Origin of the sequence: Kitasatospora gansuensis (assembly GCF_014203705.1) — a bacterium.
GTDB lineage: Bacteria > Actinomycetota > Actinomycetes > Streptomycetales > Streptomycetaceae > Kitasatospora > Kitasatospora gansuensis.
Genome location: NZ_JACHJR010000001.1, coordinates 8,015,620 through 8,034,946, shown reverse-complemented (window position 1 = coordinate 8,034,946; position 19,327 = coordinate 8,015,620). Strand labels below are relative to the sequence as shown.

Here is a 19,327-nt window from a genome sequence, read left to right as displayed (position 1 = left end):
AACAGCCTTGCTCACCCTCGCGATCGCCCTCTCCGCGTCCGCCTGCAGCGGGACCAACGGCGGCGGCGACGCCAAGGACGGCAAGGTCACGCTGCGCTGGTCGACCTGGGGTTCGGCCGAGGACATGGCGGTCTTCAAGGCCTTCACCGACGAGTTCACCAAGAAGCACCCGAACATCACGCTGAAGCTCGAACCGGTCGCCTCCTACGAGGACTACCACCCCAAGCTGCTCACCCAGCTCACCTCCAGGACCGCCCCCGACGTCTTCTACGTCGGTGACGACTACATCGGCAAGCTGGTCGCCGACGGCGTACTCGCCCCGCTCGACGAGCAGTTGGCCGGACCGGACAGCAAGAGCAGGCCCGCGGACTTCTTCGAGGGAATCTACGGCGGCGCCAAGAAGAGCGGCGTCACCTACGGCGTCCCGAACGACACCAACCCGGAGGTGCTCTGGTTCGACAAGAAGGCGCTGGCCGAGGCCGGGATCACCGAGGACCCGGCGGCGCTGAACGAGGCCGGTCGCTGGACCATGGCCACCTACCTGGAGATGAACGCCAAGCTGAAGGCCGCCGACAAGTACGGCTCGATCTTCTGGAACTGGTACGGCGCCAACTACAGCCTGGTGAACGGCTTCGGCGGCAAGGTCTGGGAGAACGGCAAGTACGTCGCGACCACGGACCCGAAGTCCCGTCAGGCGCTCAAGGTGCTCGCCGACGGCTACCGGGACAAGACCTTCGCCTCCGCCGACCTGCTGCCCGAGGGCAACAGCGCGTCCACCCAGTTCATCAAGCACAAGGCGGGCTTCTACGCCGGTGGCCGCTGGGTCGTCGAGACCATCCGGAAGGGCGGCGATCTGCCGAACTACGACATCGTGCCGTTCCCGTCCGAGTCCGGGCAGCCGGTCCAGGGTGCGGTCGCCGCGTCCTACCTGACCCTCAACAAGGACGGCAAGCACAAGAAGGAGGCCTTCACCTTCCTGACCGAGTTCGTCAGCAAGGAGGGCCAGCAGCTCCGGCTCAAGGGCGGCAGCGCCGTCCCCTCCGTCAAGGGCGCCGAGAGCCTGGTGACCGGCGACGGCTACCCCGCGCACGCGCAGACCTTCCTCGACGTACGCGACAAGGGCTTCGCCAACTTCCCCGACGAGGTGGCCGTGCCGGGCCTGACCAAGGCGGTCAACGACCACCTGATGAAGATCTGGGAGGGCAAGCTCGGCTTCGACGAGGGCATGACCCAGTTGCAGACCCTGGTCGACGGCATGAAGGGCCGGCAGAGTTGAGTGCCGTCGCCGAGGCGCCGGCCCGCGAGCGGTCCCGGCCCGTCGAGCGCGTGCGTGAGCCGCGCTGGCGGCGGCGGGACCGCTGGTGGGGCGCGGTCTTCCTGGCCCCTCAACTGCTCGGCCTGCTGGTGTTCCTGGTCGGACCGCTCGGCTTCGCCGTCGTGCTCTCCTTCATGCGCTGGGACGGGCTCGGCGACGCGACCTGGGTGGGGCTGGAGAACTTCCGGACCCAGCTGACCGACCCGTACTTCGGCCGCGCGGTCTGGAACACCGTCAAGATCGGCCTGATCACCGTGCCGGGCGGCCTGGTACTGGCCCTGCTGCTGGCGCTCGCCCTGCACGGGGTCCGGGGCCGGACGGCCTACCGGGTCATCTACTTCCTGCCGGTGGTGACCAGTTCGGTCGCGGTGTCGGTGATCTGGCAGATGATCCTCGGCGGCGGCACCGACGGCATCCTGAACGGGACCGTGCAGGAGCTGTTCGGTGTCACGCTGCCGAGCTGGCTGGAGGATCCGACCTGGGTCGTCCCGGCCATCGCCGTGGTGACCGTCTGGTCCTCGCTCGGCCTCAACGTGGTGATCTTCCTGGCCGGGCTGGCCACCATCCCGCCGAGCCTGCTGGAGGCCGCCAGGATCGACGGCGCGGGGCCGTGGCAGCTGCTCCGCTCGGTCATCCTGCCGATGCTGTCACCGACCGTCTTCTTCACCCTGGTGGTGTCGGTGATCAGCTCCTTCCAGGCCTTCGACCTGATCTACGTCCTGGTCAACCCCGACCACAACGAGGGCGCCCAGACCATCGTCTACAAGGTCTACCAACAGGGCTTCCGGGAGTTCCAGTTCGGCCTGTCGAGCGCCGCCGCGCTGATCCTCCTGCTGCTGACGCTGGCCGTCACGGCGGTCCAGTTCAAGGCGCAGAAGCGCTTCGTCCACTACGAGTCGTGAGGCCCGGCATGACCCACCGGAAACAGATCCTCCTGCACGCCGTCCTCACCCTCGGCGGCCTGCTCATGCTGTTCCCGTTCATCTGGATGCTGCTCACCTCCTTCAAGGGCGTCGGCCAGATGATCAACGATCCGCTCGCCTGGCTGCCCGTCCCCTGGCGCCCGCGGAACTACCCGGACGTGCTCGCCGAGGTGCCGCTCGGGCAGGCGTACTGGAACAGCATGTACATCGCGGCCGTCACGGTCGCCGCCACCCTGTTCACCGGCGCGATGGCCGCGTACGCCTTCGCCCGGATCCCGTTCCGCGGTTCGGGGCCGCTGTTCGGCCTGTTCCTGGCCACCCAGATGGTCCCGGCCCAGGTCACCGTCGTGCCGCTGTACATCATGCTGGCCGAGCTCCAACTCATCGACTCCCACCTGGCGTTGATCCTGCCCGCGATCGCCAACCCGTTCGCGGTGTTCCTGCTGCGCCAGTTCATCCGGGCCGTCCCGGTCGAGCTGGAGGACGCTGCGCGGATCGACGGGGCCGGCCGCTGGACCATCTTCTGGCGGATCATCCTGCCCAACATCCGGCCCGGCCTGTGGACGCTCGGCATCATCGTCTTCCTGGCCAGCTGGAACAGCTACTTCTTCCCGCTGGTGTTCCTGAACACCCCGGACCTGTTCACCATCCCGCTGCTGCTTGACTCCTTCCACTCCCAACGCGGCGGCGTGGATTACGGGTTGACCGCTGCCCTGTCCGCGATGACCGTGGTGCCGATGCTGATCGCCTTCCTCATCGGGCAGCGCAAGATCCTCAACAGCATGGCCTCCTCGGGCCTTGGAGGACGCTGATGCCCACCGTTGAACTCGACCTGGTGGAGCGGCCGTTCACCGAACGCGGCTCCCGGCTGCTGGTCACGGCCGCCCCGGACGGGCTCCGGGTGGCCCGCGCGGAGTACGAGACCCCGCTCGACGCAACCACGGAGCTCACCGCGCTGGTGGTCCACGACCCCGCCGGGCGGCTTGTCCCCGTCGCCTCGACGACGCCGTCCGAACTGGCCTTCGCCAACGGCGTCTCGCTGATGTTCGCCGACCCTTCCACGCTGGTGATCGCGGGACAGCACGCGCACGCCTCCTGGCGACTGTCCGACGGAACGGCGCAGGCGCTCGCCCTCAACGGCTGCCACGTCCTGGTCGGCCCACCGGGGGGCTGGTCGGAGCAGGCCGTCCGGACGGCGGCCGAGGCCCGCTGGGAGCGGTGGTTCGCCCAAATGCCGGCCGTCCGCCCCGACCTGGCGGAGCGGGCCCGGATGGCCTGGTGGACGCTGGCCGTCAACCTGCTGCCGATCGGCGGGCGCGAAGGGCTCGTCCCGTCCAAGTACGGGTACGTGGGCGTCTGGAACTGGGACGCGCTCTTCCACGCCGTCGCTCTGCGCCACGCCTCGCCCGCACTCGCCCGCGACCAGGTCCTGCTGCTCCTCGACCACCAGCTCCCGGACGGCCAACTCCCCGACGTGGTCCACGATCAGGGCGTGCTGGCCGAGACCACCGACCTGCCCCGCTCGGACCTCGCCCGGCTGACCGAACACGTCGGCCGGGCGAACGGGACCGCACTCTCCCCTTCGGCGGTGCCGGTCACCAAACCGCCGCTGGCCGCCTGGGCGGTCTGGAAGATCCACCGGAGCGACCCTGACCTCCCCTTCCTCGCCTCGGTCTACCCGAAGCTGGTCCGCGCGCACACCTGGTGGTTCACCGCCTCCGACCCGGACGGCGACGGGCTCCCCGAGTACCTGCACCCGTACTCCTCCGGCCTGGACGACAGCCCGGTCTGGGACTACGGCCCGCGCGCCGAACCCCCCGACCTCAACTCCTACCTGATCCTCCAGGCCGACCGCCTGGCCGACATCGCGGACGCCCTGGGCCGGCCGGCCGACGCCGCCGAGTGGCGCGCTCGCGCCGCCGCCCACACCGAACTCCTGCTGGCGAAACGGTGGGACGGCACCCGCTTCCGCACCCTGGCGGGTGGCTCGCCCGTACCCGTCCGGACCGTGCTCGACCTGATGCCGCTGATCACCGGACGCCTGCCCAGGGCGGTGGCCGCCGCCCTGGAGCAGGAGCTCCGCTCTTCCCACTACTGGGGCGAACACCCGCTCCCCACCGTGCCGTTCGACGATCCCGCCTTCGATCCGGACGCCATGTGGCGCGGCCCGGTCTGGCTGAACGTCAACTACCTCCTCATCGAGGGCCTGCACCGCTCCGGCTTCACCACCACCGCCACCGAACTCCGCCGACGCACCCTGGCCATGGTCCGCGACGCGGGCGGCCTCTACGAGTACTGGAACCCCCTCACCGGCACCCGGGCCACCCACGCGACCTCCGGCTTCGGCTGGTCCGCCGCCCTGTTCGTCGACCTCGCGGCCCAGCCTGACGGATGATCACCTGGACGCCGGAACGATCACCACCTAGAGTCCTGATCTTGTTGCCGAGGACTCCAGGGGAAGCTTTGAACATCAGCACGTCGTACCGGATGTCGTTCGAGGAACTGCTCCGGGCCTCCAAGCTCGGCCTTCGGCGGCGCAGGCGGGCCCTGTGGGTGTGTGCGATCGCGCTGCCCGCCGACGGCGCACTGCTTCTCCCGCTCGGGAACTACCCCGTGGCGGCCGCCGGGCTGGCGACGGGTGCCCTCCTGCTGTACTGGCTGACCTTGGGGACCCGCCGGGCCGTCCGCAGGTCGCTGTCCAAGGCCACCGGGACGATCCAGGTGGAGTTGACCGACGAGGCGGTCACGATCCGACGGCCGGGCGTGTACACCGAAATCGCCTGGCAGCAGTACCACAAGGTGGTCGACACCCCGGAGTTCCTCCTGCTGTACGTCAACCAGGTCACGCTCACGGCGGTGCTCAAGCGCGGCCTCGACGGCGCACAGAATGCCGAACTGGCCGCCTTCGTGACGGCGATACCGAAGAGCTGATTAATTGCGATGATCGGACTTTCCGTTCCGGGATTCCCCATTCCCTTTAGTCATCACACAACCTTGTTTTACTGATTCTTGATATAGCCTCAACTCAGCACGCTAATCTGGCAGTTCGAACCCAGCTCTCCCCTGAGGACCTGATGATTCGTGCTGCCCATCTGCAACGAGACCTTGCTGCCTCCGTCGTCGTCTTCCTGGTCGCCCTCCCGCTCTGCGTCGGTGTGGCCGTCGCCTCCGGGGTGCCGGCCGAGCTCGGTCTGATCACCGGTATCGTCGGCGGCCTGCTGGCCGGGCTGCTGCCGGGGAGCAGCCTTCAGGTGTCCGGGCCCGCCGCCGGGCTGACCGTGCTCGTCTACGAGGCGGTGCAGCAGCACGGCCCGTCCGCCCTCGGCGTCATCACGCTGGCCGCCGGTCTGCTGCAACTGGCCATGGGGGCCTTCCGATTGGGCCGGTGGTTCCGGGCCATCTCGGTCGCCGTGGTGCACGGGATGCTGGCCGGGATCGGGCTGGTGCTGATCGCCGGTCAGCTGTACGCGATGGCCGACCGCACCGCCCCCGGCTCCGGCCTCGCCAAACTCGCCGGCCTGCCACGCCTGTTCACCGGCACCGCCGCCGATCCGGCCGCGCTGACGGCCGCCGCCGTCGGCGTCGGCACCGTCCTGCTCCTGATCGGCTGGCAGCAACTGCCCGCCCGGATCAGGCTGGTACCGGCTCCGCTGGTCGCCGTCGCGGTGGCCACGGCGGTCGTCGCCGGGCTCGACCTCAAGGTCGCCAAGGTCGAGGTCTCCGGCTTGCTGGAGGCGGTCCGGCTGCCCGGCGCCTCGGACTTCGCCGTGCTGGCCCAGGCGGGTGCGCTCGGCACGGTGCTGGCCTTCGCGCTGATCGGTTCCGCCGAGAGCCTGTTCAGCGCGGCGGCGGTGGACCGGCTGCACAACGGCCCGCGCACGCACTACGACAAGGAGTTGGTCGCCCAGGGCGCGGGCAACACGGTCTGCGGACTGCTCGGCGCACTGCCGATGACCGCCGTGATCGTCCGCAGCGCCGCCAACGTCCAGGCGGGCGCCCGGACCAAGGCCTCCCGGGTGCTGCACGGGGTGTGGCTGCTGCTCTTCGCGGCGCTGCTGCCGGCCGCCCTGTCGGTCATTCCGCTGGCCGCGCTGGCGGGTGTGCTGGTGCACGCCGGGGCGAAGCTGCTGCCCGTCAAGTCCCTGCTGCCGCTGTGGCGTTCGTACCGGGGCGAGGCCGTGGTGCTCTGCGTCACGGCGGTCGCCATCGTGGCCACCAACATGTTCGAGGGCGTGCTCGCGGGCCTGCTGCTCGCCGTCCTGAAGGCCGCCTGGGAGACCTCGCACGTGCACCTGGAGCGCACCGAACGGCCCGACGGCAGCGTGCTGGTACGGCTGTCCGGCCATGCCACCTTCCTCCGGCTGCCCCGGTTGCTGGAGGCACTGGAGACCCTGCCCGCCGACCGCCCGGTCCAGCTCGACCTGACCGGCCTGCGTCACCTCGACCACGCCTGCCGCACCGCCCTCACCGGCTGGGCCGAGCGCCGGTCCCAACTCGCCCCGGCCGGTGGCCCGGTGGAGAGCTCCCCGGTCCAGTGGCCGTGACCGGCGCGGTGGGTCATCGGCTCGAGGTGAGGTGAGCGAAGACCACCACGTTGTTCGAGTAGCCGGACTTCTTGTCGTACGTGCCGCCGCAGGTGATCACGCGTAGTTCGGGGCGCTCGGTCGGGCCGTAGACCTCGGCGTCGGGGAAGGCCGCGCGGGGGTAGGTCCGGACCGCGTCGATGGTGAAGACCGCCGTCCGCCGGTCCTCCCGGACCACCTCGATCTGGTCGCCGAGGCGCAGCAGTCCGAGCCGGTAGAAGACCGCCGGTCCGGACCGGGTGTCCGCATGACCGGCCAGCACGGCGTTGCCGGGCGCGCCCGGGGCGGGCCCGTTCCGGTACCAGCCGGCCTGGTTGGGCCGGCCGACCGGCGGGGTGTCGAGGTGGCCGGCGGGGTCCAGGTCGAGTCCGGCCAGTGGCGCGTTGACCTTGATCGCGGGGATTCTGACGCGGGTCGGCGCGGACGGCGGCAAGGGCTGGGGAGGAGGGTTGCCCGGCTTGCTCTCGGGGCTGGGCGATGCCTGGCCGCCACTGCTCTGCCCGGTTCCGGCCGGGGTGTCCGAGGCCCGTACGACGGCCGCCCCGACGGGGGGCGGGCCGTCGCCGGGGGCGCCGTCGTGGATCAGCCAGACACCGAGGACGAGGGCGAGCGTCACGACCGCGGCGGTGAGCCGCCCACGGTCGCGACCGCTCAGGCCCCGGGTCCGAGCGTCAGGAAGCGGCATTGCGGGCAGCGCGGCGGCGAACGGCGCGGATGCCGAGGCCCGCGGCGAGCACCAGCAACGCCGAACCGGCGCCGACCTCAACGGCGTTGAGATCCTGCGCGGTTCCGCCGCCACCGGTGTTCAGGCCGCCGTGCAGACCGCCACCGCCCGCACCACCCGCACCACCCGGGCCGCCACCACTGCCCGGCCCACCGCCACCAGGGCCGCCACTCCCGGGACCACCCGGGGGACAGTCGACCTTGAAGACCTTGTGCTTGGCGCTGCCCTGCTCGCCCTCGAAGGTCCAGGTGACCTTGTACATCCCGTTCGGGAGGTTCATGTCGGCCGTCCGGCCGTTGCCGCTCTCCAGGGTGATGGCCCCTGCGGCCACCTGCTGATCGCCCGGCTGCTTCTCGATGTTCCAGGTGACCTTCTGCACGGTGTCGAAGTTGAACGCGGCGAGGTGGAAGGTACAGACCTTGGGCTCGTCGTTCTGGTCGTCGGGCGGCGTGGTGCTCTCGTGCACCTTGATGTCGCCGTTGTCGCCGGGCGCGGCGAAGGCCGCCGGTGCGGTCCCGACGGCGAGCAGGGCGACGGTGGCGCCCGCCGCCAACAAGCTTGCGGCGCGGGCGAGATGAACCGGATGACTCGTGCGGGTCACGTCAGGTACTCCAGGTGTGGTGGGTGTGTGCCAGGGCCCACACCCTCGGGCGCCGATGCCGTTCGGCCAAGCACCCCACGCGCACTCATCTGACATTTCATCAGTTCGGCTCTGCGCCCGGACCGCCCCCGTCCACCGGTCGGAGCAGCACCGCAGCGGCCCGCCCGGGCGTTCAGTACCGTTTCCCCATGACCGAGAGCGCCCGGCTGACCGCAGTGATCGACGGCTACGTCCAGGGCGTCGGCTTCCGATGGTCCGTCAGGGCCCGGGCGGCGGACCTCGGCACGGTGACCGGCCATGCGCGGAACCTGGCCGACGGCCGGGTCGAGGTGGTGGCCGAGGGGGCCCGGGAGGAGTGCGCGCAGCTGCTGGACTGGCTGCGGACCGGTGACACCCCGGGCCGGGTGGACACGGTGACCGAGCACTGGGGCCCCGCCACCAGCGACCACGACGGTTTCACCATCCGCTGAACGCAGCACTCGCTTCGCGCCAACTTTGCGCGGTGAGCCCGGTCACTACGACCGGCCCGTCGGGGCGTCCCGGAAGAGGATCTTCGGCGGGCCGACTGCACAGAGTGAAGATCATCGCCTTTTTGATGACCGTTCAGTGAAGATCGTGAAGATCTTACCGACCGGTCCGAGGCGCGGTCGGCCGGCGGATGGCCGGATCCGGCCACAACCCTTCGTACCCCCGCCGATCGGCAGTTCCGTAGGTCATCCCGGATTGAAAGCATCGAAACAGCGAGGGTGATCATAAAATCCCCTCGGATTAACGTTTCTGTACTGCTTCATGAACGGCGCCCCAACATCGCGGGGGCGCCAAGGGGGTACCACCGATGTCCGAAGTCACCCATGCCTCGGAACTGACCCGCCGTCGGATGCTGCAGGGGGCGGCCGTCGCACTGACCGCCGCCGCCGGCACCGTCGTCCTCGGCGTCGTCGGCCCGACCGGCAAGTCCGCGACGGCGGCCGACCCGGGCGCGTCCGACACCTTCGACGAGCTCTTTCACGGCCGCCGCATCCAGGGCCGCCCGGTGGCCGACGGGGGCGGCCACCACCACGGCACCACCGGCGCCGGGGGCACCGGTTACGCCGTGCACATCGACGGCGAGGAGCTGCACATGATGCGCAACGCCGACGGCACCTGGATCAGCGTCGTGAACCACTACCAGACCTTCCAGACGCCTCGCGCGCTCGCCCGAGCCGCCGTCACCGACCTGCAGGGCGCAGCGCTCGTCCCGGTCGCCGTCGCCTGATCCGGCCCACGCCGCTCGCACCACCACCCGCACCGCTCGCACCACACGTACAAGGGGGGACTCATGGCAGTCCGCAAGAACCAGGCGACCCTGACGGCTCAGGAGAAGCGCGCCTTCGTCAACGCCGTGCTCGCGCTCAAGCGCAACGGCGGCTACGACGCGTTCGTCAGCACCCACAACTCGTTCATCGTCGGCGACACCGACAACGGCGAGCGGGTCGGCCACCGTTCGCCGTCCTTCCTGCCCTGGCACCGCAGGTTCCTGCTCCAGTTCGAGCAGGCGCTCCAGGCGATCGACCCGACCGTCACCCTGCCCTACTGGGACTGGACCGCCGACCGCACCACCGGCGCCACCATCTGGGGCGCCGACTTCATGGGCGGCAACGGCCGCAGCAGCGATGGCCAGGTGACCACCGGACCGTTCGCCTACTCCTCCGGCAACTGGACCCTCACCGTCCGGCCCGACAGCCGCAACTACCTGCGGCGCTCGCTCGGCACCGGGGTGGCCCAACTGCCCAGCCGCACCGAGACGGACGGCGTGCTCGCGATAGCCGAGTACGACGCCGCACCGTGGAACAGCACCTCGGCGGGTTTCCGCAACAACCTGGAGGGCTGGCGCGGCGTCAACCTGCACAACCGGGTGCACGTCTGGGTCGGCGGCATGATGAGCACCGGCATGTCGCCCAACGACCCGGTCTTCTGGCTCCACCACTGTTTCATCGACAAGCTCTGGGCCGAGTGGCAGAAGCGCCACCCCGCCGCCGGCTACCTCCCCACGGCCGGCACCGCCAACGTGGTCGACCTCAACGACACCATGAAGCCCTGGAACGACGTCACCCCGGCGGACATGCTCGACCACACCACCCGCTACACGTACGACACCGGCTTCTAGCCGACCCCACCTGACGGGCCGTCCGCCCCGCACCTGCGCGGGCGGGCGGCCCGGCTCACGGTTCGATGCCTCCGGCCACCCGCGGACGGTGGAAGACTCTCGACATGAAATTCCTTCTCGAGGTCGACCTGAACGACCCTGCCTCCCCTGACGACGCCGCCGAGCTCGGCCGGATCCTGCGCTACTGGGCCGGCAACCTGAAGCACTACTCCCTGGAGCCCGGCAGCGGCGAGGACGTCTACGACTCGGCCTACCGAAAGGTCGGCCAGTGGTCCGTCACCCTCCCGACGGCCGACGCCGACGGGAGCGAGGCCGCGCCCTCCGGGCCCGCGGCCTGACGCACCGCCCTCACTACGACGCCGCCCGCCGCGCCTCGGCCGCCGTTGCCTCGACCGATCGCCCCAGCGCCTGCGGGTGGTGACCGAGGAACAGGTTCGGCTCGATCAGTTCCAGTTCCATGACCACCGGCTTCCTGGCGTCGTCAAAGGCCAGGTCCACCCTGGCGAACAGCGGGGACCCGGACGACGGCACCGCCGCCAGAGCGGCCAATGCCGTGGCGATCTCCTCCTCGGTCGGCCGGTACGGGGTCACATCGGGGTGCGGTACGCGGTCGTTGTCGATCACCCCCGGCTGGGTCAGTACGGGTCCCTTCCGGATCGCGTGGCTGAACGTGCCCGCGACGAAGACCAGGGCGCGCTCGCCCTCCTCCACCAGCCGCTGGTACGGCTGGACCATCACCGACCGGCCCTGGTCCAGCAGCATCCGGGCGTGCCGCAGGGCGTCGGCCGCCCGGAAGTCCTCCTCACCGCACGGCCCGTCCGGTTCGAGGAAGCGCGTGGGCACCACGGCGACGCCGCGTCCGGCCAGGTCCAGCAGGTAGCGCTCGTCGCTGTTCCAGCACACCACCGGCGCGGGGTTGCACAGCCGCGTCCGGCGAGCCGCCGTCGATCGAGCAGGTCTACTACATGGTCCAGGGCACCCAGGACACCAGCCCCCAGCCGCCGACCACGGTGCAGGTGATCAGCCGCGTCCTGGACGCTCCGCGCCGGACCGCGTCCTACTTCTGATCCGCGGACCGTGGGTGTCGCGGGCTGAGCCCGGCCGCTGACGCACCGTCGGAAGCCACTCGATCGGGGCACCCTGACCCGTGCCCCCGTGCGCCCCCGTGGTGACGCGCACTCCCCTTGCTACCGTCACCGACCAGCCGTGCCCCGGTGGGCACGGCAGCCCCGTCCACGGCTTCACCCTGGAGGTACCACCATGTCCACCACCGCCGTCTTCGCCGTCGAAGGCATGAGCTGCGGCCACTGCGAGCGGTCGGTCAGCGCCCAACTGGCGGCCGTACCCGGCGTCACGGATGTGCTGGCCGATGCCCCGACCGGCCGGGTCACCGTCTCGTTCGAGTTCGGGCAGGCGCTCGACGAGCAGCGGATCCGCGACGCGGTCGACGAGGCCGGGTTCACCCTCACCGGGCGGATCTGAGCCCTGCGGGAACTCACCCGCGCCCGGCTCCGGCTGCTCCGGCTGCTCCGGTGCGGAAGCAACGGAGCCGGGCCCCCGGCCGTACCTTCTCCCGCTGGGTTTCGCCGTGCTGCTCACTCCCGGGCCGTCCCGGAGGCGGCCTGCCAGACCTGACGGACCGCCAGTGCGGCCGTGCCGGCTGGCGCTCCGGCGAACTCTGGACGGTGCCGTCCCCCTCAGGTGCGCGCCGCTCCGGCATGGGCGGTGAGGAGTGCGTCGACGAGGCCATCGAGGTCCGGCCACGGGAAGCTCGGCCGGTCCCGGCGCAGGACGGTCAGCCCGTGCAGGGCGGCCCACAGGCACAGCGTGGCGGGGGCGATGCCGGGCGCGGGATCGCCCGTGCAGGCCCGGACCGCCGAGTCGAGCAGATGCAGCGCGGGCAGCCCCGCCATCTCGTCCGGCTCCCAGCCCGGCGAGCCCGCGGTGCCGAACAGCACCTGGTAGTGGCCGGGGTGCCGCTCCGCATAGCGGCAGTAGGCGAGGCACACCGCCCGAAGCCGGCCGCGGGCGTCGGGCCCGGCGGCGGCGGCCAGCACGTCGAGCAGCTCGCCGAACCGCGCCTCGTACACCGCGACGAGCAGCGCCTTCCGGTCGGCGAAGTGCAGGTAGACGCTCTGCGGGGCGACGCCGGCCTGCCGGGCCACCGCCCGCAGGGACAGGGTCTGCTCGCCTCCGCCCTCCTCCAGCAGGTGGCTCGCGGCGTTCACCAGGTCGATGCGCAGTCGGCTGCCCTCGCCACGGGGGTTGGGGCGTCGTCGGTCGGTGCTCATGTTGACAACTCTAGTGGACGGGCGTCTACTCATGACCGTCAGTGGACAGCTGTCTTCTTACTTTCTCCCGGGGGGAACCGTGACCACCACCGTGCAGCGCGTCGTGCACGCCAGCGTTCTGATCGACTTCGGCGGCGCCCGGATCCTCACCGATCCCTGGCTGTCCGAACGGAAGGGCTACCACCAGGGCGAACCGCGCTCGGTCCAATCGGCGGCCGAACTCCCGCCGCTCGCCGGGATCGTCATCAGCCACGGCCACTACGACCACTGCGACCTGGACGCCCTCGCGGGCTACCCCGACAAGACCGTGCCCTTCGCCGTGGTCCGCGGGCTCGCCGGACGCGTCCGCGCCGTCGGCTTCACCGACGTCACCGAACTCGACCCATGGCAGAGCACCCGCCTCGGGCCCGTGCGGGTCACCGCCACTCCCGCCCAGCACGGGGTCCCGGAGGTCACCTTCGTCCTGCAGCACGACCGGAGCTCGGTGTTCTTCGGGGCCGACACCCTGCGCATCCCCGCCCTCGACGAGGTGGCCCGGCGCTTCCCCGACCTCGACCTGGCCCTGCTGCCCATCAACGGCCTGCGGATCCGGCCCGCGTTCAACCGGCAGGTGGTCATGGACGCCGTCCAGGCGGCCGAGCTGACCCGCGCGCTCCGTCCCCGGCTGGCCGTCCCGATCCACTACGCCTTCACAGCGGGCAGGCTCCGCGACGCGACCGTCCTCAAGCTGACCCGCAACCGCCCCGACCTCTACCGGGACGCCGCCGCCGACCTGGCACCCGACACCGCCGTACACATCCTCACCCCGGGCGAGCCGCTGTCCCTGTGACCCCTCGGACGCCACCGCTCGGACACGGACGCCGGTGACGCCACAGGGCCTGCCCTCCGGAACGACCCGGGCGGCAGGCCCTGCACGGTGGGTTACGCCCTCACCAGCGGTACCACCGCCGTCGGCCACCGGCCCCAGCGCCACCGCCGAAGACGAAGCCCAACAGCCAGAGGACCAGCACCGCCAGTGCGATCCACCAGAGGACGTGCCAGGCGAAGCCGGCACCTCCCAGGATCAGGGCGATCAGCAGAACAACAATCACCAAAGCCATGACATCCCACCTCCGAACCGACCGTCTGCCCGTTTCGGCCGATCTCATGCAATGAGCCCCTGGCGAGCCCCGTTTGAGCCCGGCCCGGCGGGCCAGACGCACGGTATGGACAGATTCACCGCCTCCCCCCTGCCCGGCTGGCTGGACGCGCCCGTCGGCTGGACCGGTCTCGACCCGACGTCCGACCGCCTCCAGCGGCTGGTCACCGGCCTGCCACTGGGCCCCGTACGAGATGTCCTGCACGGGGCCTGGCTCGGCCACCCGCTGCACCCGGCACTGGCCCAACTCCCGATCGGGTGCTGGCTCTCGGCCGCCGCTCTGGACCTCACCTGCACCTCCCCGCCGGCCGCCCGCCGCCTCACCGCCCTCGGCCTGGCGGCCGTCCCCCCGACCCTCTGGGCCGGCTGGGTGGACTGGTCCGAACTGTCGGCGGAGCGCCGCCGCACCGGCCTGGTGCACGCGGCGTCGGCGGTCACCGCGACCGTCCTCCAGATCGGCTCCTACCGGGCCCGCCGGCACGGCCGCACCAGGAGCGGCATCCTGCTCGGCCTGGCCGGCACCGCCGTGGTGAGCCTGACCGCCGCCTTCGGTGGCCACCTGGCACACCGTCAGGCCGACACACCCGCCTCGCCCGAGGTCCGGGTGGCCGACGACGGCGAACAGGTCAGCTGACCCACCGTCACCGGCAGCCCGGTTGAGATCCGGAGGAAGGACTCTAAGCTGCCAGCCGTGACGGAGACAATCAGGAGTATGGCGCGGGCCTTCGACGCCCTGTCAGGCGATTACGACGACGCGCACCACGACGAGATCGCCCGATCCCTGACCGCGTGGGCCGCCCCGACCCCCGCCGAGTCGGTGGCCGATGTCGCCTGCGGGACGGGCGCGGTGGCCCTGGCCGTCGCCGCCGGACGCAAGAACGGTACGGGTGGCGGCGGCCACCTGCTCGCGATCGACCTGTCCGCCGGGATGGTGACGGCCGGTCAGCTCCGAGCCGAACGGGCCGGCCTGGCGGCGACGATCGACTGGCGGGTGGCCCCCGCCGTACCGCTGCCGGTGCCCGACGGCAGTCTGGACGTGATCCTCTGCGCGTCCTCGCTGCACTTCCTGGGCGCGCGAGCCCTGACCGACTGGCTGCGCGCACTCCGCCCGGGCGGCCGGGTGGGCTTCACCCTCCCGGTGGCCTCCCAGTTCCGCCCCAGCGGCGCGTTCGCCCAACTGGTCGCGCCCGACCTGCAGCTGCCCGAGACTGCCGAGGACGGGCGTCGGCTGGCCGCGGCAGCCGGGCTCACCGACCCGGTCGCCCGGGTCCTCGACGTCGGTTCGCGTTCCGTGGTCCTGGTCCTCGGCCGGGCGCCGATGCGAGCGTTCGACTGAGAAGTCCTGGTCAGCCTTCGGCCTGCTCTGCCAGCGTGTGCGCGACGAGTGCGTTGGCGTGGCCGTGGCCGAGTCCGTGCTCGGTCTTGAGCCAGCCGACGAGTTCCATGTGCCGGGTCAGCGGGGAGGCACGGATCAGGTCCTTCCACTCCTCGATGGGGCGGCCGTATTTCTGCTCGATGGAGGGGAAGTAGCTGGTCGGGTCGCCTTTGGTGGTCATGTCGATGCCTTCCGTTCGTCGTTGAGGTTCGTCGTTGGAGTCCGTCCGCCTCAGCGGAGCTTGTGCCGGGCCGCCCAGTCGGTGAGGGCGTCGGCGATCACCAGGGGGTGATCCTCCGGAGTGTGGTGTCCTGCGACCGCGTCATGGTGTTCGATCTCAAGAGCAGCCATGTTCTCCGCACACCAGTCGACGATCGCGGGGCCCATCATGGCGCCCGGGCCGGGCGCGAAGGTGAGGAGCAGCTTGGGCACGTTCGCACTGCTCGCCAGCCACCGGTCGTACGCCTCGATCCTGGCCACCACCTCGGCGGGCTCACCGCCCAGCGGCATGGAACGTGCCCACTGCAGCAGCGGACGGCGGCTCTCCCGGGTGGGGTACGGGCGCCGGTAGGCGGCCAGGTCGGCCGGATCGAGCGGGGTGGCGACGGTGCCGGGCAGCGCCTGCTCGATGAAGGCGTTGTCGTCCAGGATCATGCCCTCGCCGACCTGGGGTGTCTTGATCGCCCGGAACAGCGGGCGGCCGCCCTCGGGGAACTCCTCCCAGCTCATCGGCTTGACGATGGTCTCGGTGAACGCGATGCCGCGCACCCGCCCGGGATGCCGGGCGGCCCAGTCGAAGGCGAGCGCACCGCCCCAGTCATGTCCGACCAGCACCACCTCCTCCAGGTCGAGCGCGTCGAACCAGGCGTCCAGGTAACGGGCCTGATCGGCAAAGGTGTAGGCGATGTCGGGCTTCCCCGACTCCCCCATACCGATCAGGTCGGGGGCCAGTAGCCGGCCCGCTCCGCCGACGGCGGGCAGGACGTGCCGCCACAGGTGGGAGGAGGTCGGGTTGCCGTGCAGGAAGACGGTCGGCGCACCGGCACCGCGCTCCCGGTGGAAGATGGTCGAGTCGAGAACAGGCTGAACGGGCAAGGCAGTTGCTCCTGTCGATGGGCTGAAGGATCCGGCGTCTACCGGAAGGCGGGGGCGGTGCGTGCGGCCCAGTCCGCGAAGGTGCGCGGCGCCCGGCCGAGGATGGTGCCGACGGCGGGGCTGGTCGCCTGCTCGGCGGGCAGCGGCTCGCCGAGGATGGCGAGGGTGCCCTCCACCACCGGCTCCGGCATGAACGCCAGCATCTGCGTACGGGCCTCGGCCCGCGTCTGCTCGACGAAGCGCACCGGAGTACCCAGCGCCGCCCCGATCGCCGCGGCCCGCTCGCGCGGGGTGACCGGCGCGGGGCCGGTCAGGTCGTACGTGCTGCCCGCGTGGCCGCTCTCGCGCAGCACCGCGGCCGCGACCTCGGCGACGTCCGCCGGGTCGACGGTCGGCAGGCCGACATCGCCGAACGGCGCGGCGGCCGTCCGCCGCGTACGGATCGTCTCGGCCCACGCGAAGGCGTTGGAGTTCAGCCCGCCGGACCGCAGGATCGTCCACTCGAGGCCCGAACCGCGCACGGCCCGCTCGAACGCCACGGGATGGCGGTACACCTCGGGTCGCGTCCCGGCACCCTGCGAGGAGAGCAGGACCACGCGCCGCACCCCACCCGCCCGGGCGAGCTCGAGGATGCCTTCCGGATCCTCACCGGCGACCAGCAGGAACAGCGCCTCGGCCCCGTCGAGGGCGGCCCGCAGACTCGGCGGGTCGGCCAGGTCCGCCTGGAAGTGTCGTACACCGTCGGGCAGTTGAGCCGAGTTCCGGGAGACCGCCGTCACCTTCTCGCCGGCTTCGACCAGGATCCGCACCAGCTCCCGGCCGACGTTCCCGGTCGCACCCGTCACAACAATCATGAGAGACCCCACTTGTGAGTTAGTTGGCTGACTTAGAAGGACCCTAGCTGACACCCCGTCACGCGTCTATAGTCAGTCAGGTGACTGACTCAAAGAGCACTCGGCGATCACCCGGCAAGCGCGAACGACTGGCAGCCGCAGCAGCCCAGGTGCTGCACGAGAAGGGCGTCGAACAGACCACGCTCGCCGACATCGCCCGCGCGGCGGACGTCCCGGTCGGCAACGTGTACTACTACTTCAAGACCAAGAACGAGCTGGTCGAGGCGGCCATCGATGCCCACCTGCAGGGCCTCCGGGCCGCGATCGAGGTGCTCGACGCACTCCCCACCCCCCAGGACCGACTGAAAGCCCTCCTGAACAACTGGGTCGATCAGCGCGAACTCACCGCCCGGTACGGCTGCCCCACCGGCAGCCTCGCCTCGGAACTCGACAAGCGGGCCGACGGCCTCGACGAGTCCGTCGCCAAGGTCATGCAGCACCTCATCGACTGGGCAGCGCAACAGTTCCGGGCCATGGGGCGCGACGACGACTCCCGGGAGCTCGCGGTCGCCCTGGTCGCCGCCTACCAGGGGATCTCCCTGCTCACCAACACCTTCCGCGCCCCCGAGCTGATGGCCGCCGAAGGTCGCCGACTGGAACGCTGGATCGACTCGCTCGCCTGACGCACCGTCGGATCCGTTCCGTGGCGGGGTGGTCAGAGGCTGCGGGCGGTGATGTCGCCGTAGGCGGTGGTGGCGTGGATGGTGAGGGCGGCGGTGCCGTCGGTGTTCTGGAGCGCGTTGTGGATGCGGCCGTGGGTGGTGCCGGCGTCGAGGGTGGCGCTGACGCCGCGGGCGGCGCCGACGGTGAGGTTGCCGGCCTCGGTGCGCAGGGTGACGGTGCCGGTGGTGGCTTCGGTGATGTGGATGTCGCCCTTGTGGGTGGTGATCTGGGCGGGGCCGTTGAGGCGGCCGAGGGTGATGTCGCCGGCCAGGAGGGTGAGGTGGGCGGTGGCGGTTTCGTCGAGCTTGACGGTGCCGTGGGCGGCGTCGAAGGTGACGGGGCCGAGGCGGCCGACGCCGCGGAGTTCGGCGGTGGCGGCCTTTGCCTCGATGCGGGAGCCGGTGGGCAGTTGGACGGTCACCTCGATGGCGCCGGTGTTGCCGAGGATGCGGTTCTTGGCCGGTGCGGTGGTGATGTGCAGGATGCCGTCGCGGTAGTCGGCGGTGGTCTGCTCGGCGGCCTTCAGGTCGCTGCTCTTGGTGGCGTCGGCGGGGCGGATCTCGACGGTGGTGTCGGTGCGGTCGGCGGCGATGAGGTGGATGCGGCCTGCGGGGATGTCGAGGGTGGTGGTGATCGGGGCGGTGGTGTCGTACTTCTGCACGGTGCTCTCCTGCTTTCGTGTCGTCGCGCTTTCTTCGGCGCGCCGTTTCTGATGAACGAAAAGCTACGTTGCGTTCATAGATCTGGCAACACATTCGTTGCGCAGAAACGGCATCACCGCAGGCCAGAGCAGGGAAATCGTTGCACTGGTTTTGAATCTAAAGCAACGGCTCCCATTGCGTTCGTTGCAATGAATTAAGAACAAACGCTATGCCGGAGACGTCGAAGCCGGTCTCGGGTGCGCCGTCGTACGCCGTCTTGAGGCTGTCCGCCTGCTCCAGCGTGCCGTCGGTCTCCACCACCACCAGGTCGGCCGGGTCGAGCCCGAGCGACTCGGTCAGGCTGGAGCGGCCGCGCAGGGTGCGGTGCACCGAGTCGAAGATCCGGACCGGCACCGGGCGGCCCTGCGCCGTCCAGCGCCGGTGGATGGCCAGCAGCCAGTCGGCGTACGGGGCGGGCCCCGCACCGGAGGGACGTTTCGGCGGATCGTCCCAGGTGGCGTGCGGGAGCAGGAAGTCGATCCGGGGCGGGGCGAGTTCGACCAGCGCGTCGTAGACGGCGACCGGGTCGTTCTCGACGTCGATGGTGCAGAGCAGCCCGGCGTACAGGTGCCGGTAGGCGGGGCGGCGGAGCAGCTCGACGGCGGCCAGCACGGCGGGGCCCGCGAGCAGCGGCTCCCCGCCGTGCAGCACCACGTGGACGGCCGTCAGCCGGTGGGCCAGGGCATGCTCCGCGATGCGGTCGGCGGTCGCCGCGAGCACGCGCTCCGAGACGGTGCGCGGCTTGCCACGCCAACTGGTGTCGGCGTGCTCGTACACGTAGCAGTGATCACAGGACAGGTCACAGCGGCTGTGCACCTTGAGGACGAACTGCGAGAACGGCGCGGGGGGACGGGACATGACGGGGCGTCGGCTGCGCGG

Annotated in this window: 24 protein-coding genes and 1 pseudogene; 15 read left to right on the top strand and 10 right to left on the bottom strand. The window is 70.9% G+C overall.

From position 1 onward, the window contains the following. Positions 1–7 precede the first annotated feature (7 nt). The 6 genes from F4556_RS36230 (at position 8) to F4556_RS36205 (ending at position 6,782) form a co-directional block, all read left to right on the top strand. Complete coding sequence (locus F4556_RS36230; protein ID WP_184923835.1) at positions 8–1,276, top strand: ABC transporter substrate-binding protein; 1,269 nt, start codon at positions 8–10, stop codon at positions 1,274–1,276. After that, positions 1,273–2,217, top strand: coding sequence for a carbohydrate ABC transporter permease (locus F4556_RS36225; RefSeq protein WP_221503785.1), 945 nt, complete (start codon positions 1,273–1,275; stop codon positions 2,215–2,217). Before F4556_RS36230 ends, F4556_RS36225 begins: the two co-directional genes overlap by 4 nt. An 8-nt stretch (positions 2,218–2,225) precedes the next feature. Further along, the gene (locus tag F4556_RS36220; protein WP_184923833.1) at positions 2,226–3,050 is read left to right on the top strand and encodes a carbohydrate ABC transporter permease; all 825 of its coding nucleotides are present in this window, start codon (positions 2,226–2,228) and stop codon (positions 3,048–3,050) included. Then, positions 3,050–4,633: an amylo-alpha-1,6-glucosidase gene (locus F4556_RS36215; RefSeq protein ID WP_184923831.1), complete on the top strand. Its 1,584-nt coding sequence runs from the start codon at positions 3,050–3,052 to the stop codon at positions 4,631–4,633. Before F4556_RS36220 ends, F4556_RS36215 begins: the two co-directional genes overlap by 1 nt. Positions 4,634–4,701: 68 nt before the next feature. Then, entirely contained in the window at positions 4,702–5,169 is a 468-nt protein-coding gene (locus F4556_RS36210; protein ID WP_184923829.1) for a YcxB family protein, read from the top strand. 143 nt (positions 5,170–5,312) lie between these two features. Beyond that, on the top strand, positions 5,313–6,782 hold the full coding sequence (locus F4556_RS36205; protein WP_184923827.1) for a SulP family inorganic anion transporter: 1,470 nt from the start codon (positions 5,313–5,315) through the stop codon (positions 6,780–6,782). A 13-nt stretch (positions 6,783–6,795) separates the two neighbouring features. Here the strand turns inward: F4556_RS36205 and F4556_RS36200 are convergent, their stop codons facing one another. Further along, the gene (locus F4556_RS36200; protein WP_184923825.1) at positions 6,796–7,506 is read right to left on the bottom strand and encodes a class F sortase; all 711 of its coding nucleotides are present in this window, start codon (positions 7,504–7,506) and stop codon (positions 6,796–6,798) included. After that, a complete protein-coding gene (locus F4556_RS36195) occupies positions 7,493–8,146 on the bottom strand; it encodes a hypothetical protein (protein WP_184923823.1) in 654 nt (217 codons plus the stop codon). The genes F4556_RS36200 and F4556_RS36195 overlap by 14 nt, the downstream gene beginning before the upstream one ends. Positions 8,147–8,334: 188 nt before the next feature. Between F4556_RS36195 and F4556_RS36190 the strand changes: the two genes are divergently transcribed. From F4556_RS36190 to F4556_RS36175, 4 genes are all read left to right on the top strand, one after another. Then, positions 8,335–8,616 (top strand): acylphosphatase, encoded by a 282-nt coding sequence (locus F4556_RS36190; RefSeq protein ID WP_184923820.1) that lies wholly within the window; start codon positions 8,335–8,337, stop codon positions 8,614–8,616. A 365-nt stretch (positions 8,617–8,981) separates the two neighbouring features. Continuing rightward, positions 8,982–9,401, top strand: a complete 420-nt coding sequence (melC1, locus tag F4556_RS36185; protein ID WP_246511188.1) for an apotyrosinase chaperone MelC1 — start codon at positions 8,982–8,984, stop codon at positions 9,399–9,401. A gap of 63 nt (positions 9,402–9,464) precedes the next feature. Next, positions 9,465–10,292, top strand: a complete 828-nt coding sequence (gene melC2 / locus F4556_RS36180) for a tyrosinase MelC2 (RefSeq protein ID WP_184923819.1) — start codon at positions 9,465–9,467, stop codon at positions 10,290–10,292. Between the two features lie 104 nt (positions 10,293–10,396). Next, positions 10,397–10,630, top strand: a complete 234-nt coding sequence (locus F4556_RS36175; RefSeq protein ID WP_184923817.1) for a hypothetical protein — start codon at positions 10,397–10,399, stop codon at positions 10,628–10,630. A 13-nt stretch (positions 10,631–10,643) separates the two neighbouring features. Here the strand turns inward: F4556_RS36175 and F4556_RS36170 are convergent, their stop codons facing one another. Then, on the bottom strand, positions 10,644–11,198 hold the full coding sequence (locus F4556_RS36170) for a hypothetical protein (RefSeq protein ID WP_184923815.1): 555 nt from the start codon (positions 11,196–11,198) through the stop codon (positions 10,644–10,646). Positions 11,199–11,552: 354 nt separating this feature from the next. On the opposite strand from F4556_RS36170, the gene F4556_RS36165 reads away from it, so the two are divergent. After that, positions 11,553–11,774 (top strand): heavy-metal-associated domain-containing protein, encoded by a 222-nt coding sequence (locus F4556_RS36165; RefSeq protein ID WP_184923814.1) that lies wholly within the window; start codon positions 11,553–11,555, stop codon positions 11,772–11,774. Between the two features lie 215 nt (positions 11,775–11,989). Here the strand turns inward: F4556_RS36165 and F4556_RS36160 are convergent, their stop codons facing one another. Beyond that, positions 11,990–12,583 carry a TetR/AcrR family transcriptional regulator gene (locus F4556_RS36160; protein ID WP_184923812.1) on the bottom strand — a complete coding sequence of 198 codons (594 nt, stop codon included), beginning with the start codon at positions 12,581–12,583 and terminating at the stop codon, positions 11,990–11,992. A gap of 79 nt (positions 12,584–12,662) precedes the next feature. On the opposite strand from F4556_RS36160, the gene F4556_RS36155 reads away from it, so the two are divergent. Further along, a complete protein-coding gene (locus F4556_RS36155; RefSeq protein ID WP_313069111.1) occupies positions 12,663–13,412 on the top strand; it encodes an MBL fold metallo-hydrolase in 750 nt (249 codons plus the stop codon). 100 nt (positions 13,413–13,512) lie between these two features. Here the strand turns inward: F4556_RS36155 and F4556_RS36150 are convergent, their stop codons facing one another. Beyond that, complete coding sequence (locus tag F4556_RS36150) at positions 13,513–13,683, bottom strand: hydrophobic protein (protein WP_184923807.1); 171 nt, start codon at positions 13,681–13,683, stop codon at positions 13,513–13,515. Between the two features lie 105 nt (positions 13,684–13,788). Between F4556_RS36150 and F4556_RS36145 the strand changes: the two genes are divergently transcribed. Further along, complete coding sequence (locus tag F4556_RS36145; RefSeq protein ID WP_184923805.1) at positions 13,789–14,355, top strand: DUF2231 domain-containing protein; 567 nt, start codon at positions 13,789–13,791, stop codon at positions 14,353–14,355. A 57-nt stretch (positions 14,356–14,412) separates the two neighbouring features. Continuing rightward, a complete protein-coding gene (locus F4556_RS36140; RefSeq protein WP_184923803.1) occupies positions 14,413–15,057 on the top strand; it encodes a class I SAM-dependent methyltransferase in 645 nt (214 codons plus the stop codon). A gap of 10 nt (positions 15,058–15,067) precedes the next feature. Here F4556_RS36140 and F4556_RS36135 read toward each other — a convergent pair whose 3' ends face one another. The 3 genes from F4556_RS36135 to F4556_RS36125 are packed head-to-tail and all read right to left on the bottom strand — an operon-like array spanning position 15,068 to position 17,045. Beyond that, a complete protein-coding gene (locus F4556_RS36135; RefSeq protein WP_184923801.1) occupies positions 15,068–15,277 on the bottom strand; it encodes a DUF4287 domain-containing protein in 210 nt (69 codons plus the stop codon). A gap of 50 nt (positions 15,278–15,327) precedes the next feature. Further along, positions 15,328–16,191: a haloalkane dehalogenase gene (locus tag F4556_RS36130; RefSeq protein WP_184923799.1), complete on the bottom strand. Its 864-nt coding sequence runs from the start codon at positions 16,189–16,191 to the stop codon at positions 15,328–15,330. A gap of 38 nt (positions 16,192–16,229) precedes the next feature. Further along, the gene (locus tag F4556_RS36125; protein WP_184923797.1) at positions 16,230–17,045 is read right to left on the bottom strand and encodes an SDR family oxidoreductase; all 816 of its coding nucleotides are present in this window, start codon (positions 17,043–17,045) and stop codon (positions 16,230–16,232) included. An 80-nt stretch (positions 17,046–17,125) separates the two neighbouring features. On the opposite strand from F4556_RS36125, the gene F4556_RS36120 reads away from it, so the two are divergent. Beyond that, positions 17,126–17,707, top strand: coding sequence for a TetR/AcrR family transcriptional regulator (locus tag F4556_RS36120; protein ID WP_184923795.1), 582 nt, complete (start codon positions 17,126–17,128; stop codon positions 17,705–17,707). A gap of 32 nt (positions 17,708–17,739) precedes the next feature. On the opposite strand, the gene F4556_RS36115 is transcribed toward F4556_RS36120, so the two are convergent. Continuing rightward, the gene (locus tag F4556_RS36115) at positions 17,740–18,408 is read right to left on the bottom strand and encodes a DUF4097 family beta strand repeat-containing protein (RefSeq protein WP_184923792.1); all 669 of its coding nucleotides are present in this window, start codon (positions 18,406–18,408) and stop codon (positions 17,740–17,742) included. A 217-nt stretch (positions 18,409–18,625) separates the two neighbouring features. After that, positions 18,626–19,306: pseudogene (locus F4556_RS36110) on the bottom strand (radical SAM protein); the annotation flags it as partial. Positions 19,307–19,327: the final 21 nt, after the last annotated feature.

Bases quoted from the DNA above. Each gene is read 5' to 3' on its own strand.
- F4556_RS36220 (WP_184923833.1), top strand. From the start codon at position 2,226: ATGACCCACCGGAAACAGATCCTCCTGCACGCCGTCCTCACCCTCGGC.
- F4556_RS36150 (WP_184923807.1), bottom strand. From the start codon at position 13,683: ATGGCTTTGGTGATTGTTGTTCTGCTGATCGCCCTGATCCTGGGAGGT.
- F4556_RS36165 (WP_184923814.1), top strand. From the start codon at position 11,553: ATGTCCACCACCGCCGTCTTCGCCGTCGAAGGCATGAGCTGCGGCCAC.
- F4556_RS36125 (WP_184923797.1), bottom strand. From the start codon at position 17,045: ATGATTGTTGTGACGGGTGCGACCGGGAACGTCGGCCGGGAGCTGGTG.
- F4556_RS36160 (WP_184923812.1), bottom strand. From the start codon at position 12,583: ATGAGCACCGACCGACGACGCCCCAACCCCCGTGGCGAGGGCAGCCGA.
- F4556_RS36215 (WP_184923831.1), top strand. From the start codon at position 3,050: ATGCCCACCGTTGAACTCGACCTGGTGGAGCGGCCGTTCACCGAACGC.
- melC1 (WP_246511188.1), top strand. From the start codon at position 8,982: ATGTCCGAAGTCACCCATGCCTCGGAACTGACCCGCCGTCGGATGCTG.
- F4556_RS36145 (WP_184923805.1), top strand. From the start codon at position 13,789: ATGGACAGATTCACCGCCTCCCCCCTGCCCGGCTGGCTGGACGCGCCC.
- melC2 (WP_184923819.1), top strand. From the start codon at position 9,465: ATGGCAGTCCGCAAGAACCAGGCGACCCTGACGGCTCAGGAGAAGCGC.
- F4556_RS36205 (WP_184923827.1), top strand. From the start codon at position 5,313: ATGATTCGTGCTGCCCATCTGCAACGAGACCTTGCTGCCTCCGTCGTC.
- F4556_RS36200 (WP_184923825.1), bottom strand. From the start codon at position 7,506: ATGCCGCTTCCTGACGCTCGGACCCGGGGCCTGAGCGGTCGCGACCGT.
- F4556_RS36190 (WP_184923820.1), top strand. From the start codon at position 8,335: ATGACCGAGAGCGCCCGGCTGACCGCAGTGATCGACGGCTACGTCCAG.
- F4556_RS36175 (WP_184923817.1), top strand. From the start codon at position 10,397: ATGAAATTCCTTCTCGAGGTCGACCTGAACGACCCTGCCTCCCCTGAC.
- F4556_RS36135 (WP_184923801.1), bottom strand. From the start codon at position 15,277: ATGACCACCAAAGGCGACCCGACCAGCTACTTCCCCTCCATCGAGCAG.